15 protein-coding genes are annotated in these 16656 nt (G+C 71.3%); 4 read left to right on the plus strand and 11 right to left on the minus strand.

What is annotated here, in order from left to right; translation table 11 throughout:
- Positions 1-35 precede the first annotated feature (35 nt).
- Together BJ986_RS10395 and BJ986_RS10400 are read left to right on the plus strand one after the other, a co-directional pair.
- Positions 36-398 (plus strand): cupin, encoded by a 363-nt coding sequence (locus BJ986_RS10395; protein WP_179421916.1) that lies wholly within the window; start codon positions 36-38, stop codon positions 396-398.
- Positions 399-448: 50 nt separating this feature from the next.
- Positions 449-1576 (plus strand): adenosine deaminase, encoded by a 1128-nt coding sequence (locus BJ986_RS10400; protein WP_179423745.1) that lies wholly within the window; start codon positions 449-451, stop codon positions 1574-1576.
- Positions 1577-1691: 115 nt separating this feature from the next.
- Here the strand turns inward: BJ986_RS10400 and BJ986_RS10405 are convergent, their stop codons facing one another.
- The 10 genes from BJ986_RS10405 to BJ986_RS10450 form a co-directional block, all read right to left on the minus strand.
- Positions 1692-2303 (minus strand): uridine kinase family protein, encoded by a 612-nt coding sequence (locus BJ986_RS10405; protein WP_179421917.1) that lies wholly within the window; start codon positions 2301-2303, stop codon positions 1692-1694.
- Positions 2300-3172 (minus strand): aldehyde dehydrogenase family protein, encoded by an 873-nt coding sequence (locus BJ986_RS10410; RefSeq protein WP_202881227.1) that lies wholly within the window; start codon positions 3170-3172, stop codon positions 2300-2302. Before BJ986_RS10410 ends, BJ986_RS10405 begins: the two co-directional genes overlap by 4 nt.
- 59 nt (positions 3173-3231) lie before the next feature.
- Positions 3232-4680: an aldehyde dehydrogenase family protein gene (locus BJ986_RS10415; protein WP_179421919.1), complete on the minus strand. Its 1449-nt coding sequence runs from the start codon at positions 4678-4680 to the stop codon at positions 3232-3234.
- Positions 4681-4790: 110 nt separating this feature from the next.
- A complete protein-coding gene (gene deoC, locus BJ986_RS10420; RefSeq protein WP_179421920.1) occupies positions 4791-5807 on the minus strand; it encodes a deoxyribose-phosphate aldolase in 1017 nt (338 codons plus the stop codon).
- A 20-nt stretch (positions 5808-5827) separates the two neighbouring features.
- On the minus strand, positions 5828-7540 hold the full coding sequence (locus tag BJ986_RS10425; RefSeq protein ID WP_179421921.1) for a phospho-sugar mutase: 1713 nt from the start codon (positions 7538-7540) through the stop codon (positions 5828-5830).
- Positions 7541-7566: 26 nt separating this feature from the next.
- On the minus strand, positions 7567-8418 hold the full coding sequence (locus BJ986_RS10430) for a purine-nucleoside phosphorylase (protein ID WP_337795134.1): 852 nt from the start codon (positions 8416-8418) through the stop codon (positions 7567-7569).
- A gap of 79 nt (positions 8419-8497) precedes the next feature.
- On the minus strand, positions 8498-9583 hold the full coding sequence (locus tag BJ986_RS10435) for an ABC transporter ATP-binding protein (RefSeq protein WP_179421922.1): 1086 nt from the start codon (positions 9581-9583) through the stop codon (positions 8498-8500).
- On the minus strand, positions 9580-10437 hold the full coding sequence (locus BJ986_RS10440; protein ID WP_179421923.1) for an ABC transporter permease subunit: 858 nt from the start codon (positions 10435-10437) through the stop codon (positions 9580-9582). The genes BJ986_RS10435 and BJ986_RS10440 overlap by 4 nt, the downstream gene beginning before the upstream one ends.
- Positions 10434-11318, minus strand: coding sequence for an ABC transporter permease (locus BJ986_RS10445; RefSeq protein WP_238338078.1), 885 nt, complete (start codon positions 11316-11318; stop codon positions 10434-10436). The genes BJ986_RS10440 and BJ986_RS10445 overlap by 4 nt, the downstream gene beginning before the upstream one ends.
- On the minus strand, positions 11311-12444 hold the full coding sequence (locus BJ986_RS10450) for an ABC transporter substrate-binding protein (protein WP_179421924.1): 1134 nt from the start codon (positions 12442-12444) through the stop codon (positions 11311-11313). Before BJ986_RS10450 ends, BJ986_RS10445 begins: the two co-directional genes overlap by 8 nt.
- A gap of 158 nt (positions 12445-12602) precedes the next feature.
- Here BJ986_RS10450 and BJ986_RS10455 point away from each other — a divergent pair, with 158 nt between their 5' ends.
- Together BJ986_RS10455 and BJ986_RS10460 are read left to right on the plus strand one after the other, a co-directional pair.
- Positions 12603-14009, plus strand: coding sequence for an NAD(P)H-quinone dehydrogenase (locus tag BJ986_RS10455; protein ID WP_420372042.1), 1407 nt, complete (start codon positions 12603-12605; stop codon positions 14007-14009).
- A 107-nt stretch (positions 14010-14116) separates the two neighbouring features.
- Complete coding sequence (locus BJ986_RS10460; protein WP_179421926.1) at positions 14117-14683, plus strand: antitoxin; 567 nt, start codon at positions 14117-14119, stop codon at positions 14681-14683.
- A gap of 86 nt (positions 14684-14769) precedes the next feature.
- Here the strand turns inward: BJ986_RS10460 and BJ986_RS10465 are convergent, their stop codons facing one another.
- Complete coding sequence (locus BJ986_RS10465; protein WP_179421927.1) at positions 14770-16563, minus strand: acetyl/propionyl/methylcrotonyl-CoA carboxylase subunit alpha; 1794 nt, start codon at positions 16561-16563, stop codon at positions 14770-14772.
- Positions 16564-16656: the final 93 nt, after the last annotated feature.

Here is a 16656-nt window from a genome sequence, read left to right on the forward strand (position 1 = left end):
CGGTAGGCTCCCACGCTCGGGGCTAGGGTGGCCGTGTGCCTGAGCTCATCGCGAAACCCACGACCATCCCCGTGCCCGGCGGCAAGATCATCGACGAACACGTCGGCCGGGTGAACACCGGCAGCGAGGCCGTCTCGGTGGCCCACATGAAGGCGCCGGCCGACTGGACGGAGCCGTTCCAGGCGCCCGCGTTCGACGAGATCACCCTCGTCATCTCCGGGGCCGTGCTGGTCGACCACGACGGCGGCACCCTGCGCGTCGAGGCCGGTCAGAGCGTGGTCACCCGGGCTGGTGAGCGGATCCGCTACTCCACCGGTTCCGAGGGTGCCGAGTACGTCGCCGTCTGCCTCCCGGCGTTCAGTCCCGACACCGTCAACCGCGAGGAGGAGGGCGCGTGATCTTCGGTCGCAAGGGCTCCGACGGGGCCTCCGACCCGAGCGCGACGGCCCTGGATGACCAGGTGCGGCGCGCACCGAAGGCGCTGCTGCACGACCACCTCGACGGTGGCCTGCGTCCGCAGACCATCATCGAGATCGCCGACGAGATCGGGTATGCCGGTTTGCCGGCCACCGACGCCGACAGCCTGGGCGCGTGGTTCCGTGAGAGTGCGGACTCCGGCTCGCTGGTGCGGTATCTCGAGACCTTCGACCACACGCTGGCGGTCATGCAGACCACCGGAGGGCTGCGTCGGGTGGCCCGCGAGAGCGTCCTGGACCTCGCCACCGACGGCGTCGTCTACGCCGAGAGCCGGTATGCCCCGGAGCAGCACCTCTCGCAGGGTCTGTCGCTCGAGGACGTCGTCGAAGCGGTCAACGCCGGGTTCCGCGAGGGCGAGGACCTGGCTGCCCAGGCCGGCACGCCCATCCGGGTCACCGCCCTGCTGACGGCGATGCGGCACGCCGCCAAGAGCACCGAGATTGCCGAGCTCGCGGTCCGGTACCGCGACCGGGGGGTCGCGGGGTTCGACATCGCGGGGGCGGAGGCGGGCTTCCCTCCGACTCGCCACCTCGACGCCTTCGAGTATCTCCGTCGCGAGAACGCGCACTTCACGATCCACGCCGGAGAGGCGTTCGGGCTCCCGAGCATCTGGGAGGCGATCCAGTGGTGCGGGGCCGACCGGCTCGGTCACGGGGTGCGGATCGTGGACGACATCACGGTCGGTGACAAGGCCTTCGGTGAGGACGTGGCGGCGGCGGTCTCGGCCGAGGCGGCCGAGGTGCACCTCGGCCGCCTCGCGGCATACGTCAGGGACACCCGGATCCCGCTGGAGATGTGCCCGAGCAGCAACGTGCAGACCGGTGCCGCGGAATCCGTGGCGCTGCACCCGATCTCGCTGCTCAAGCGGTTGCGGTTCCGGGTGACGGTCAACACCGACAACCGGCTGATGAGCGGCACCTCGATGTCTCGCGAGATGGGACTGCTGGTCCAGGACGCGGGCTGGACCATGGAGGACCTGCGCTGGGTCACCATCAACGCGATGAAGTCCGCGTTCATCCCGTTCGAGGAGCGCCTGGCGATCATCGAGGGTGTCGTGAAGCCCGGCTACGCCGCCCTGTCCGAGCACGCGCAGGCCTGACCAGGCCCGAGATCCCAGCTCTCGGGCCTGTGGACCCGCCACGGTGCCGAGAGCTGGGATCTCGGGCGTCAGCCGATCGGGTCGGGGGGCAGGAGCCCGGTGGTGGGTGCCCCGGTCAGCGTGCGAGGGCGGAGAGCAGGGGCTCGAGGTCCTTGGCGCGGGCCGAGACCGCTCCCAGGGACTCCTGGCGCGCGACGACGCGGGGTTCGTCGCGCATCAGCGCCAGGCCGCGGCGGACCAGCGTCCACGGCGGCTTGCGGTGCTCGGACAGGTCGCGCAGCAGCCGCCAGACGAACGTGACCCCGCGGTGGTGGTGCACGCAGTAGGCGCCGGCGAGCAGCCCGCGCTCGCGCAGGTCAGGGATGATCTCGGCCGCGAAGATGCCCTCCGCGAGGATCAGGTCGTCCGGCGAGGCACGGACGGTCGTGGTGTCGACTGCCCTGCTGTGCGCGATGTCGTACACCGGGGTCTCGACCTCGCCCGTCGCGACCAAGGCTTGGATGGCGTCGACGGCGGCCGAGCGGTTCCAGGAGTCGGGGTGGTCCCAGTCGACGATGCCCAGCTCCTCGCTGCGCGGCATGGCCGGGTCGTCCTCATCGCGGTAGAAGTCGTCCAGCCGCACGATCGGCCAGCCGTGGGCACCCTGGAGGCGTGCGGCGAGCCGTGACTTGCCGGCGCCGCTGGGACCCGCGAGGACCACCACGCGGGCCCGGGTCGCCGGAGTCAACGGCCCTTGGGGTGCCAGACCGTCTTGGTCTCGAGGAAAGCCGTGACGCGTGCGAGGTCCGGGGTGCGCGACCAGTCGGGCTCGACCGCGTCGGAACCCTCGCCCGCAGGCCGCAGGACCCGCTTGAGGTTCTCGGCTGCCGCCAGCTCGAGGTCGCCCCAGCTGACCCCCTCGGCGTCCGCGGCACCGGTGAGGTCGATCGCGTTGACGTCGCGGTGGGACGCCAGCCACGGTGCGACCTCGGCGGTCCGTCCGGTGATGAGGTTGATGACCCCGCCGGGGACGTCGGAGGTGGCCAGCGCCTCGGACAGGGTGACCGCCGGCAGTGGACGCCGCTCGCTGGTCAGGACGACCGCGGTGTTGCCGGAGCAGACCACCGGGGCGAGCACCGAGACGAGGCCGAGCAGCGAGCTGCCCTGCGGCGCAAGGACGGCCACGACGCCGGTCGGCTCGGGGGCGGAGATGTCGAAGTAGGGTCCTGCGACGGGGTTGAGCCCGCCGAGGATCTGCGCGAGCTTGTCGGTCCACCCGGCATACCAGACCCAGCGGTCGATGGCCTCGGACACGATGGTCTCGGCGCGACGCTCGGTGACACCCTCGCTGGCCCGCACCTCTGCCACGAACTGGTCGCGGCGGCCCTCCATCACCTCGGCGACGCGATAGAGCACCTGCCCCCGGTTGTATGCCGTGGCGCCGGCCCAGCCGCCGAACGCACCCCGGGCGGCGACGACCGCGTCACGGGCGTCCTTGCGCGAACCCTGCGCGGCGTTCGCGAGGAACCGACCCCGGCTGTCGACGACCTCGTAGGAGCGGCCCGACTCGGAGCGGGGGAACTTGCCGCCGATGTAGAGCTTGTAGGTCTTCCTCACGTCGACGCGTGCGCTGTCTGTCGACCGCGTGGTGCCTGTCGACCGCGTGGCGGTGGGGCTCACTTGCTGTCTCCCGTCGTGACGTAGGCGGCGAGGCCGTGGCGGCCACCCTCCCGGCCGTAGCCCGACTCCTTGTAGCCACCGAAGGGGCTGGTCGGGTCGAACTTGTTGAACGTGTTGGCCCAGACGACGCCGGCCCGCAGCTGGTCGGCCATCCAGAGGATGCGCGAGCCCTTCTCGGTCCAGATCCCCGCGGACAGTCCGTAGGGCGTGTTGTTGGCCTTGGCCACCGCCTCGTGCGGCGTGCGGAAGGTCAGCACCGACAGGACCGGCCCGAAGATCTCCTCCTGGGCGATCCGGTGGCCCTGGCTGACGCCGGTGAAGACCGTCGGCCGGAACCAGAAGCCCTTGCTGGGCAGCTCGCAGCCGTTGTCCCAGCGCTCGGCGCCCTCGGCCTCACCGGCGGCGGTGAGCTCGACGATCCGGTCGAGCTGAGCCTTGGAGTTGATCGCGCCGACATCGGTGTTCTTGTCGAGCGGGTCGCCCACCCGCAGCGTCTGCAGGCGGCGCTTGAGGCGCTTCTCGACCTCGTCCGCGATGCTCTCCTGCACGAGCAGGCGGGACCCTGCGCAGCAGACGTGGCCCTGGTTGAAGAAGATCCCGTTGACGATGCCCTCGACCGCCTGGTCGAGCGGGGCGTCGTCGAAGACGATGTTGGCCGCCTTGCCGCCGAGCTCGAGCGTGGCCTTCTTGCGCGTGCCCGCGATGGACCGGGCGATCATCTTGCCGACGCCCGTCGAGCCGGTGAACGCCAGCTTGTCGATGTCGGGGTGGTCGACGATGGCCTGACCGGTCGCGCCCGCACCCGTGATGATGTTGACGACACCCGGGGGCAGGTCGGCCTGCTGGACCACCTCGGCGAACAGCAGCGCCGTCAGCGGGGTGGTCTCGGCCGGCTTGAGCACGACCGTGTTGCCGGTGGCCAGCGCGGGAGCGATCTTCCACGCCAGCATGAGGATCGGGAAGTTCCACGGGATGACCTGGCCCACGACACCATGCGGGCGGGGGTTGGTGCCCAGCCCGGCGTAGTCCAGCTTGTCGGCCCACCCTGCGTGGTAGAAGAAGTGCGCCGCGGCCAGCGGCACGTCGACGTCGCGGCTCTCCTTGATCGGCTTGCCGTTGTCGAGGCTCTCCAGCACCGCGAACTCGCGCGCGCGTTCCTGCAGGATGCGGGCGATGCGGAAGAGGTACTTGCCACGGTCGGCACCGGACATCCGGCCCCACGCACCGTTGTAGGCGCGCCGCGCCGCGGCCACCGCACGGTCGACGTCGGCGTCGCTGGCCGACGTGATCTCCGCGAGGACCTCCTCGCTGGACGGGTTGATCGACTTGAAGGCCGATCCGCCCTGGGAGTCGGTGAACTCGCCGTTGATGAACAACCCGTAGGAGGGCTTGATGTCGACGACCGCGCGCGACTCCGGCGCCGGTGCGTACTCGAACGTGGCCATGGCTTCAGGTTCCTCGGGATCCGTCGGGGGCAGGGAGCTGCTGGGGAGCAGCGAGCTGCTGGGGAGCAGGCAGCTGCTGGGGAGCAGGGAGCTGCTGGGGGGCTCGCATGTCAGTACAGGCTGGGCGAGTCGTCGGTGACGTAGTCCGCGCCGGAGTAGGCGCCGATCGCCATCCGCTGGCGTTGCAGGATGAGGTCGTTGAGCAGGCTCGAAGCGCCGAACCGGAACCAGTGCGGGTCCAGCCAGTCCCCGCCGGCGACCTCGCTCACCGTGACCAGGAACTTGAGCGCGTCCTTGCTGGTGCGGATGCCACCGGCAGGCTTGACGCCGACCATCTCGCCGGTGAGGTCACGCCAGTCGCGCACCGCCTCGAGCATGACCAGGGTGACGGGCAGGGTGGCGGCGGGGGAGACCTTGCCGGTGGAGGTCTTGATGAAGTCGCCCCCGGCCAGCATGGACAGCCAGGAGGCTCGTCTGACGTTGTCGTAGGTGACCAGCTCGCCGGTCTCCATGATCACCTTGAGCCTGGCCCGTGAGCCGTCCTTGCGGACGCACGCCTCCGCGACCTCGGCGATCTGGCGGAACACCGTGAGGTAGTCCCCGGACAGGAACGCGCCACGGTCGATCACCATGTCGATCTCGTCGGCTCCGGCGGCCACGGCGTCGCGGGTGTCGGCCAGCTTGACCGGCAGGAGGGCGCGGCCGCTGGGGAACGCCGTCGCGACCGCGGCGACGTTGACGCCGCTCTGGCCGAGGGCCTCCTTGGCGGTGGCGACCATGTCCCCGTACACGCAGACGGCCGCGGGCCGGGGGGTGTCGGGGTAGCCCGGGTCGGGGTTGAGCGCCTTGGCGCACAGGCCGCGGACCTTGCCCGCGGTGTCAGCACCCTCGAGGGTCGTCAGGTCGATCATCGAGATCGCCAGGTCGATGCCCCAGGCCTTCGAGGTCGTCTTGATGGACCGGGTGCCCAGGGCCGCGGCCCGCGCCTCGCAGCCCACCTGGTCGACCCCGGGCAGGCCGTGCAGCCAGCTCGTGACGGCCGCGTTGGTGAGGCGGGAGACGCCGAGGAGGTCGCGCGCCCGGGTCGTCGCGTCGACGGAGGGGGGCGCAGCTGTGGGGGTGCTCACCGAGCAATCCTAGCCGTGTCTCAGATGGCGGTCAGCAGGCCCATCGCCGCCTTGAGCTCTGCCAGCCGGGTGCTGGCCGTGGCGCGGGACTCCCGCAGTGCGTCGGCGCCGGCCACCGGTTCGACCACCTCGAGGTAGACCTTGAGCTTGGGCTCGGTGCCCGAGGGTCGCACGATGATCCGCGAGTCGTCCTCGAGGTAGTAGCGCAGCCCGTCGGTCGGCGGGAGGGCCTCACTGCCGACGGCGAGGTCGTCCACCCGCGAGACCGCGATCCCCGCCACCTCCTGCGGCGGGTCGTCGCGGAGCCGGGCCATCACGGTGCCGATCAGCGACAGGTCTGCGACCCGCACCGCCAGCGCGTCGGTGGCGTGGACCCCGTGCTCCACCGCCAGGTCGTCGAGCAGGTCGGTCAGCGAGCGCCCCTGCGACTTGAGGGTCGCCGTCATCTCGGCCACCACGAGCGCGGCACTGACGCCGTCCTTGTCCCGCACGTGGCGCGGGTCGACGCAGTAGCCGAGCGCCTCCTCGTAGCCGTAGCGCAGTCCCTCGACGCGCGAGATCCACTTGAACCCGGTCAGCGTCTCCTCGTGCCGCACCCCGGCGGTCCTGGCCATCGCCGCGAGCAGTCGGGACGACACGATCGAGTTGGCGAAGACCGCATCGCCGTCCACCCCGCCGGCCAGGATGTGCGCCCCCAGCAGGACCCCGACCTCGTCGCCGCGCAGCATCCGCCAGCCGCCGGGACCGGGTACCGCGACGGCGCACCGGTCGGCATCGGGGTCGTTGGCGATGACGACGTCCGGTCCGGTCTGCTCGGCGAGCTCGAGCGCGGCGTCCATCGCGCCGGGCTCCTCCGGGTTCGGGAAGTGCACCGTCGGGAACATCGGGTCGGGCTCGGCCTGGCTGGCGACGGGGATCGGCGCGGCATACCCGGCCCGCACGAACGCCTTGGCCACCGTCTCGGACCCCACCCCGTGCAGCGCGGTGTGGACGACCGTGACGTCGCGCGGGGTGTCCGCGGCCACGACCGTGACGACGTCCTCGAGGTAGGCGGCGAGCACGTCGTCCCCGAGGGTCTCCCAGCCGTCCGTCGCCAGTGGGACGTCCGCGACCGCAGTGACGCGCGCGATCTGGGCGGCGATCCCGCTGTCGGACGGCGGCACGATCTGCGAGCCGTCGCCGAGGTAGACCTTGTAGCCGTTGTCCTCGGGCGGGTTGTGGCTGGCGGTCACCATCACGCCGGCGTCCGCGCCGAGGAACCGGATCGCGTAGGCCAGCACCGGGGTCGGCAGCGGCTTGGGGAGGATCGCTGCGCGACCCCCGGCCCCCACCACGACGGCCGCGGTGTCGCGCGCGAACACGTCGGAGTTCTTGCGCGCGTCGTAGCCCACCACGACGAACGGTTCCGGCGTGAGCGTCTTGACGTATGCCGTGAGGCCGGCTGCCGCCCGGATGACGACCGAGCGGTTCATCCGGTTGGGACCGGCGCCGAGGGCCCCGCGCAGCCCGGCCGTGCCGAACTCGAGCATCCCCGCGAACCGGTCCGCGAGGTCTTCGACCGCCCGCTTCTTGCCCTTCTTCGCCCTCGCGAGGACTTCGCCCAGCTCGACGCGGGTCTCGTGGTCGGGGTCGTCGTCGACCCAGGCCTGGGCGGCGTCGATCAGCTCCTGGACCTGGGCCTCGTCGGAGGACGGCGAGTCAGCTCCGCGGCCGTGCCGCGCGGCGTACGTCATGGTGGACGTCCTCTCGGGATGGGCTCTCAGATGGTGGCGACGACGGCTGCGAGCAGCGTGCCGCACCGCTCGGCGGCGGCCTGACCGGCCTCGAGCACCTCGGCGTGCGACAGCGGCTGGTCGCTGATCCCGGCGGCCAGGTTGGTCACCAGGGAGATGCCCAGGACCTCCATGCCCGCCTGGCGCGCCGCGATGGCCTCGAGGGTGGTCGACATGCCCACGAGATCGCCGCCGATGACCTTGGCCATCTGCACCTCGGCCGGGGTCTCGTAGTGCGGCCCGGTGAACTGGACGTAGACGCCCTCGTCGAGGTCGGCGTCGACCTGACGGGCCAGGTCGCGCAGCCGCGGGGAGTAGAGGTCGGTCAGGTCCACGAAGTTCGGGCCCTCGATCGGCGAGTGCGCCGTGAGGTTGATGTGGTCGCGGATGAGCACGGGCGTGCCGGGGCCCCACGCCCGGTTGAGCCCGCCGCACCCGTTGGTCAGCACGATCGTCGAGCAGCCTGCCGCGGCGGCGGTCCGGACGGCGTGGACGACGGCGCGGACGCCCTTGCCCTCGTAGAAGTGGGTGCGGGTGCCGAAGACCAGGGCGCGCCGACCCGTGTCACCGATGGCCACCGAGCGCATCGTGCCGGAGTGGCCGGCGACGGCGGCCTTGGCGAAGCCGGGGACCTCGGCGTTGTCGATGGACGCGAGCGTCTCGCCGATGCGGTCGCCGGTCTGGCCCCAGCCGGAACCGAGGACGAGCGCCACGTCGTGTCGGTCGGTGCCGCTGCGTTCGGCGATCACTGCGGCCGCCGCGCGGGCCACCTCGAACGGGTCGGTAGCCGGGTCGGCCAGGTCGGGGATGCCCTCGGACGGGCTGTTCTGCTCGCTCACTCCCGAAGACTATCCATCCCCGGGATCGGGTGGCGCGACGGTGGCGGCGCGCCCCGGACGGCCCGGAGCCGCCTCGGGCTCACGCGCCCGCGGTCACCGCCAGGGCGGGCTCGCCGGTCGGTTGCACCCTGACCCGGCTGCCCGGTGCGTACGACGAGACCGAGCCGCTGGGCACCTGGACGATGGCCTGTCCACCCTGGCCGAGCTCGACGATGACGCGACCGTGCGCTCCGAGGAAGCTGCCGCTCGTCACGGTGTCGGGGCCGCTCGGATCAGCATGCACCACAAGGTGTTCCGGTCGGACGAGCACGACGACGGGACCGGACGTGGCCGACCCGCTGAGCAGTGGGACCGAGCCCCCGAGCACGGTCGCGGCCTGCGCCTGCGCCTCGCCGGGAAGTCGGTTGGTCACTCCCACGAAGTCGGCCACGAAGTCGTTCGCCGGTCGCGAGTAGAGCTCCTCGGGAGCGGCGATCTGTTCGAGGCGGCCGTTGCGCATGACCCCGACGCGGTCCGCCACGGCGAGGGCCTCCTCCTGGTCGTGGGTGACGAACAGGGTGGTCGTGCCGACCTCGAGCTGGATCCGACGGATCTCGTCCCGCAGCTGCACCCGGACCTTCGCGTCCAGGGCGGACAGCGGCTCGTCGAGCAGGAGCACCTGCGGCTCGATGGCGAGAGCGCGGGCCAGGGCGACGCGCTGCTGCTGACCGCCCGACATCTGGTGGGCGTACCGGTCGGCCTGGCTGCTCAGGCCGACCAGCTCGAGCATCTCGGCGGCGCGCGCACGTCGGCGCTCGCTGGCCTGCCCGCGAAGCTGCAGCCCGAACTCGACGTTCTGCCGGGCGGTCAGGTGCGGGAACAGGCTGTAGGCCTGGAAGACCATTCCCATGTCTCGGCGGTTGGTGGCGACGGCCGTGATGTCCTTGCCTCCCACCTCGATCCGCCCGGCGTCGGGGTCCTCGAGCCCGGCAAGGCATCGCAGTGCGGTCGTCTTGCCGCATCCTGACGGGCCGAGCAGGGCAACCAGCTCGCCCGGGGCCAGCCGCAGCGTCAGGTCGTCCAGCGCGACGACCTCGCCGTACGTCCGGCGCAGACGGGTGAGCTCGACCGCGACACCGCGCCCGCTGTCCGGGGTGCGAGGTGCGGCGGGGGCGGTGGCACTCATGAGGGCTCCTTGCGGGGACGGCGTAGCCGGGCGAGTGGGGCGACCGCACCCCGTTGGCCGCCGGCGAAGGACAGGGCGAACAGCACGACGAAGGAGAAGACGAGGAACGCCAGTCCGACCGCGACCGAGATCTGGGCGTCGGACTTGCCCAGGAGGTACATGGCGACCTGCAGGTTGGTGCGGCTGAACAGGCTGGCGATCGTGAACTCGCCGAGGGTGAGGGCCACCGCCAGGAACGACGCGGACAGAACTGCCGTGCGCACGTTGGGCAGGATGACCCGCACCATGACCGTGAGCCACCCCGCGCCGAGCGACCGGGCCGCCTCGCTCAGCGTCCGGACGTCGATCGCCCGCAGCCCGGCGTCCAGCGAGCGGTACGCGTACGGGAGCACGAGGACCACGTAGGCGAAGGCCAGCCAGATGGTCGACTCCCCGAGGAAGTAGGTGACCCACGCGTAGACCGGCGTCAGGCCGACCACCAGGACGATGGCGGGGACCGTGAGCGGCAGCAGGCACAGGAACTCCACCAGGCGGCTGGCTCCCGGCACCCGCAGCCGCACCCAGGTCATCGTCGGGACCAGGAGGAGGAGCATGATCGCGGGAGTCAGGACCGCCAGACCGGCGGACGCGAGGAACCCGGTCTGCAGGTCGGGGTAGCGGGAGGAGATCGCGCCCACGTCGAGCAGGGTCGACCAGGTCTGGGTCGACCGGTGGCCGCCGGCGTCACGGGTGGTGAAGTCCAGGCTGCCGGCCAGCGGGGCCAGGAAGAACAGCACGACGACGGTGACGACGACCCACCGGAAGAGGTCCTGTCGTCGTCGGAAGGCCGCTCGCTGTCCGCGCGCCGCGCTCACCGGACCAACCACCGGGAGGCGCGCCGGTCGAGCAGGACGTACGCGGTCATCACGATGGCGACGACCACCACCATCTCCAGGGCCATGGCCTTGCCGACGTTCTCCTGGCCCAGGACCACCTCGGAGCTCAGCGTGTTGCCGATCGCCAGCGGCAGCAGCGGGGATCCCTGCGAGACGAGGGCGGCAGCCGTGGCATACGCGCTGAAGGCGTTGGTGAACAACAGCAGCAGTCCACCGATGAACGACGGCAGCAGGATCGGGCCGGCCACCTTGCGCCAGTAGACGAAGGTGCTTCCGCCGAGGGTCTCGGCGGCCTCGCGCCACTGGGGCTTCAGGCCCTCGACCGCCGGCAGGAAGACGATGAGCATCAGCGGTATCTGGAAGTACAGGTAGACGAGCATGAGGCCCTGGTTCCACTCGTACAGCCACAGGCCGCCGTTGGAGTTGAGACCCGCACTGGTCAGGAGCTTCGTCAGGTACCCCTCGGCGCTGAACGTCGCGAGGAAGGCGAACGCGAGCGCGACCCCGCCGAACTGGGCCAGGACTCCGCTGAGCGAGGTGATGAACCGCTTGAGTATGCCGTCGGGGCGCCCCGTCGACACGGCATACGCGAGCACGGCCCCGATCACGGCACCGGCCACCGCGGTGACGGCCGAGAGGATCACCGAGTGCCACAGCGCGGAGGTGACGGCAGGGTTTCCGAGCGCGCGGACGTTGGCCAGGGTGAGCCCACCGTCGTGGCCGACGAAGGCGCCGAACACCACCACGAGGGTGGGGATGACGAGGAAGACCGTGACGTAGGCGAAGAAGGGCACCACGCCGAGCAGGGCGCCCGATGGCCGACGGCCACCGAACGCCCTGCGCAGGCGAGCGTCAGCCAACGGCGTTGGCCCAGTTGGCGGCGAGGTAGGCCTTCGCCTTCGTCGTGTCGTCCTGGCTGGGGATCGTCGGCGTGCCGGAGACTGCCGGCAGCTTGGCGGCGGCCGCCTGGTCGAGCGTGCCGGCCTTCTTCATGTCGTCGAACCGGACCGGACGAGCGCCACCGTTGAGCCACAGGTTCTGGCCCGCGTCGGAGTAGAGGAACTCCTCCCACAGCCGGGCCGCGGCGGGGTGCGGGGCGTCCTTGTTGATGGCCTGGAAGTAGTAGCCGCCCAGCACCGCGTTCTGCGGGACGAACACCTTCCAGCTCTTGACCTTGGCGGTCTGAGCAGCGTTGAGGTAGTCCCAGTCGAAGACGACCGGGGTCTGGCCCGAGGCGATGGTGGCAGGCGTCGGGTCGACGGGCAGGAAGTTGCCGGCGGCCTTGAGCTTCTTGAAGAACTCGACGCCCTTGGTGATGTCAGCGGCTGTGCCGCCATTGGCCATGGACACCATCTGCACCCCGGCGAAGGCCGCACCCGCCTTGGTCGGGTCCCCGTTGAGAGCCACCTTGCCCTTGTAGGCGGGCTTGAGCAGGTCGGTCACCGAGGTGGGCGCCGGGACCTTGGAGGAGTCGTAGCCGATGGACATGTAGCCGCCGTAGTCGTTGACCCACGCCCCACCGGCCTCCTTGAGGTTCGCCGGCACGGAGTCGAACTTCGCGACCTTGTAGGGCGCGAACATGTCCGTGTGGGCAAGAGCGACGGAGGCTCCCACGTCGAAGACGTCGGGTGCGCTGGACTGACCCTTGAGCCGAGTGGCCGCGGTGATCTCGTCCGCGCTGCTCGCGTCGGGCTGCGCGCTGTTGACCTTGATGCCGTACTTGTCGCCGAAGGCCTTGATGATCGCGCCGTAGTTGGCCCAGTCCGGCGGGAGGGCGATGACGTTGAGCGTCCCCTCCTTCTTGGCGGCGGCGACCAGGGCGTCCATGCCGCCCAGGTCTGCGGCCGAGGTGGCGGTGCCGGCCTTGGCGGCGGCGCTCGAGCCCCCCGAGCTGGTCTTCGCGGGGGGAGCGCACGCCGAGACAGCGAGGAATGAGGCTGCGGCGACCACGGCGACGAGGGCCGTGTGGCGGGGGCGAGCTGGCATGTGTTCCATCCTGACTATGGTGCCCTTTCGGCGGGCGGCGGTAGGTACCGTTGCGGAACTTAATGTCTGCTATTGGACCTTAAGCCCCACAGCCCGTGGCGGGAAGGCAAAAACCACGTGACGATCAGGCGTCGCCAGCAGGATGGTTGGATGGTCGCGTGAACGCGCCCCAGTCCTCAGTGGTCATCCTCGGCGGTGGCCCCGGTGGCTACGAGGCCGCCCTCGTCGCGGCCCACCTGGGTGCCGCCGTGACGGTGGTCGACCGGGACGGGGTCGGCGGCGCCGCGGTGCTGACCGACTGCGTGCCGTCCAAGACCCTCATCTCGACGGCCGACTTCATGAGCCAGTTCGAGACGGCGTCCGACCTCGGCGTGCACCTCGAGGACAACGAGGGTGACGAGGTCTCCGACTCCGTCGCCGAGCTGGCCGCCGTCAACCGCCGCATCCTGGCGCTGGCTGCCGCGCAGTCGCGCGACATCGGGGCACGTCTCGCCGGGGACGGCGTCACGGTGCTGCCCGGCGCCGGACGGCTGGTCGGCACCGGCGAGGTCCTGGCGACGCTCGCCGACGGGTCGACCCGGACCCTGACCGCCGACGTGGTGCTCATCGCGACCGGCGCGACCCCACGGGTCGTCCCGACGGCCCAGCCCGACGGCGAGCGCATCCTCACCTGGCAGCAGATCTACACTCTGGCCGAGCTGCCCGAGCACCTCGTGGTGGTCGGGTCGGGTGTCACCGGCGCCGAGCTGGCGCAGGCCTACCTCGGCCTCGGCTCGCGCGTCACCCTCGTGTCCTCCCGGGACCGGGTGCTCCCGGGTGAGGACGCCGATGCGGCCAGCGTCATCGAGGACGTGTTCCGCAAGCGCGGGATGGACGTGCTCGGGCGCTCGCGGATGGCCTCGGTGTCCCGCACGGACTCCGGCGTCGTGGTCCGGCTCGAGGACGGCCGCGAGGTCGAGGGCAGCCACGCGCTGCTCGCGGTCGGCTCGGTCCCGCAGACCACCGGCATCGGCCTCGAGGACGTGGGCGTGCGCGTGAGCGCGTCCGGACACGTGGTGGTCGACAAGGTCTCCCGCACCTCCGTCCGAGGCGTGTATGCCGCGGGCGACTGCACCGGGGTGCTGCCCCTGGCGTCGGTGGCCGCGATGCAGGGGCGCATCGCCATGGCGCACGCGCTGGGTGACGCGGTGGCCCCGCTCAACCTGCGTGCCGTCTCGGCCAACATCTTCACCGACCCCGAGATCGCCACGGTCGGCTTCTCCCAGAAGGACCTCGACGAGGGCACCGTGGATGCGACGTCCGTGATGCTCCCCCTGTCGACCAACCCGCGCGCGAAGATGCAGGGCATCACCGACGGCTTCGTCAAGCTGTTCGCGCGCAAGGGTGGCGGCACGGTCGTGGGCGGCGTGGTCGTCGCCCCCCGCGCATCAGAGCTCATCTACCCGGTGACCCTGGCGGTGCAGCACGGCCTGACCGTCGACCAGCTGGCCGGCACCTTCACGGTGTACCCGTCGCTGTCCGGGTCGGTGGCGGAGGCCGCCCGGCAGCTCCACCAGCGCGACTGACCGCGCCCCGGTGACTGTGGCAGGTCCGGTCATTCCCGCTCATTCATGAGTAGTGTCCGAGCTGGGCGTGCTCAGGCGCGCCGACCCTGATGTTCTGAGGAAAGGGCATGACCATGGCAGGCGGTTGGCTGGACAAGATCAAGGACCTCGCCAAGGGCAATCCGCAGCAGGCGGAGACTGTCATCGAGAAGGTCGAGGACCTCGTCGACAAGCAGACCGGCGGCAAGTACGCCGACCAGGTCGAGCAGGGTGCGGGCGCCCTGCGCGAGCAGCTGGGCCTGCCCGCGGAGCAGCCGGCACCCGCTCCGACCCCCGCTCCCGAGCCGGCGCCGACCCCGGCGCCTGAGCCCCCACCTGCGCCAGCGCCCGCTCCGAGCCCCGGCGGCCCTGCGCCATCTGAGCCGGCCCCGGACCGTCCCAGCTGGGACGAGCCCGCGCCGACCACTCCGGCACCGAACCCGTCGCCCGCCACCGGAGACCCCCAGCCGGGTTCCAGCGACGGCCCTCTGATCCCGGGTGAGCCGCAGCAGCCGGGCCAGCCGGGCGGCCCGCTCGACCCCGGTCAGCTCCCTGGTTATGGTGCCGGTGCCAGTGGCAGCACGGTGCCCGAGCCGGGGCCCGATACGGGGGAGACCACCGAAGGCACCAAGGAGCTGCCACCGTTCGGTCGCTGACCGCGCGCGGTCTGCCCGCGGCATACGACAGCGGCGCCGTCTCCCCGCTGGGAGGCGGCGCCGCTCGTGTCGGTGCTGTCGGTCCGTCAGTCCTTGATCTCGGCGATCACGGCGCCGTTGGTGACGGTCTGGCCGACCTCGGCGGCCAGACCGGTGATGGTGCCGGCCTTGTGGGCGTTGATCGGCTGCTCCATCTTCATGGCCTCGAGGACGACGACGAGCTCGCCGGCGGCGACCTGCTGGCCCTCCTGCACGGCGATCTTGACGATGGTGCCCTGCATGGGGGCGGTGAGGGAGTCACCGGAGGCGGCGGCGCCGGTCCTGGAGCCCCCGGATCGGCGCGGCGCCTTCTTCTTCGCCGCGCTGGGGCCGCCACCCAGCGAGAGACCGCCGGGTAGGACCACTTCGAGGCGCTTGCCGCCGACCTCGACGACGACACTCTGGCGCTCGCCGGATTCTTCGGGGACCTCGGCTACCGGGCCGGAGTAGGGCTCGATCTGGTTGTCGAACTCGGTCTCGATCCACCGGGTGTGCACCGAGAAGGGCTTGTCCCCCTCGGGGGCGAACGCGGGGTCGGACACGATGACGCGGTGGAACGGCAGGACGGTGGGCATGCCGTCGACGGTGAACTCGGCCAGCGCCCGACGCGAGCGCTCCAGCGCCTGGTGCCGGTCACGGCCGGTGACGATGAGCTTGGCCAGCATCGAGTCGAACGCGCCGCCGATGACGTCGCCGGCGACGACACCCGAGTCGAGGCGCACGCCGGGCCCGGACGGGGGCTCGAACACGGTGACGACACCGGGGGCGGGCAGGAACCCGCGGCCGGCGTCCTCGCCGTTGATCCGGAACTCGAACGAGTGACCGGTCGGGGTGGGGTCGTCGTAGCCGAGGGCCTCGCCGTTGGCGATGCGGAACTGCTCGCGGACCAGATCGATGCCGGTGACCTCCTCGGTCACCGGGTGCTCGACCTGCAGGCGGGTGTTGACCTCGAGGAAGGAGATGGTGCCGTCCTGGCCGACGAGGAACTCGCACGTCCCGGCGCCGGTGTAGCCGGCCTCGGCGAGGATGGCCTTGGAGGCGCGGCGCAGCTCGGCGTTCTGCTCCTCGGACAGGAACGGCGCGGGGGCCTCCTCGACGAGCTTCTGGTGGCGGCGCTGCAGCGAGCAGTCGCGGGTCGAGACCACGACGACGTTTCCATGGGTGTCGGCCAGGCACTGGGTCTCGACGTGGCGGGGCTTGTCGAGGTAGCGCTCGACGAAGCACTCGCCGCGACCGAACGCGGCGACGGCCTCGCGGGTGGCGGAGTCGAACAGCTCGGGGATCTCCTCGATGGTGCGCGCGACCTTCAGGCCGCGGCCGCCACCGCCGAAGGCCGCCTTGATCGCCACCGGCAGGCCGTGCTCCTTGGCGAACGCGACGATCTCGTCGGCATCGGCGACCGGGTCTGCGGTGCCGGGCACCAGCGGGGCGTTGGCGCGCGCGGCGATGTGCCGGGCCTTGACCTTGTCGCCCAAGGAGTCGATGGCCTCGGGGGAGGGGCCGATCCAGGTCAGCCCGGCGTCGAGGACGGCCTGGGCGAAGGAGGCGTTCTCGGCGAGGAAGCCGTAGCCGGGGTGGACCGCGTCCGCTCCGGACTTGCGGGCCACCTCAAGGAGCTTCTCCTGGACCAGGTAGGAGTCACCGGGGGTCGAGCCGCCGAGCGCGTACGCCTCGTCGGCCACTTTGACGTGCAGGGCGTCGCGGTCCGGATCGGCATACACGGCAACGGAGCCGATGCCGCTGTCGGCGCAGGCGCGCGCGATGCGGACGGCGATCTCGCCACGGTTGGCAATGAGAACCTTGGAGATCGGTTTCGTCGTCGACTCGGAGATGGGCGCCATGCGCCGGAGCCTAGCCCGTTTCCGTGACGGCACCCCCACCCGCGGGGTGTGGCCTCGCCAACACTCTCTCGCCAGAACAGGCGGTCAGCGTGC

The organism is Pedococcus badiiscoriae, assembly GCF_013408925.1.
Taxonomy (GTDB): Bacteria; Actinomycetota; Actinomycetes; order Actinomycetales; family Dermatophilaceae; genus Pedococcus; species Pedococcus badiiscoriae.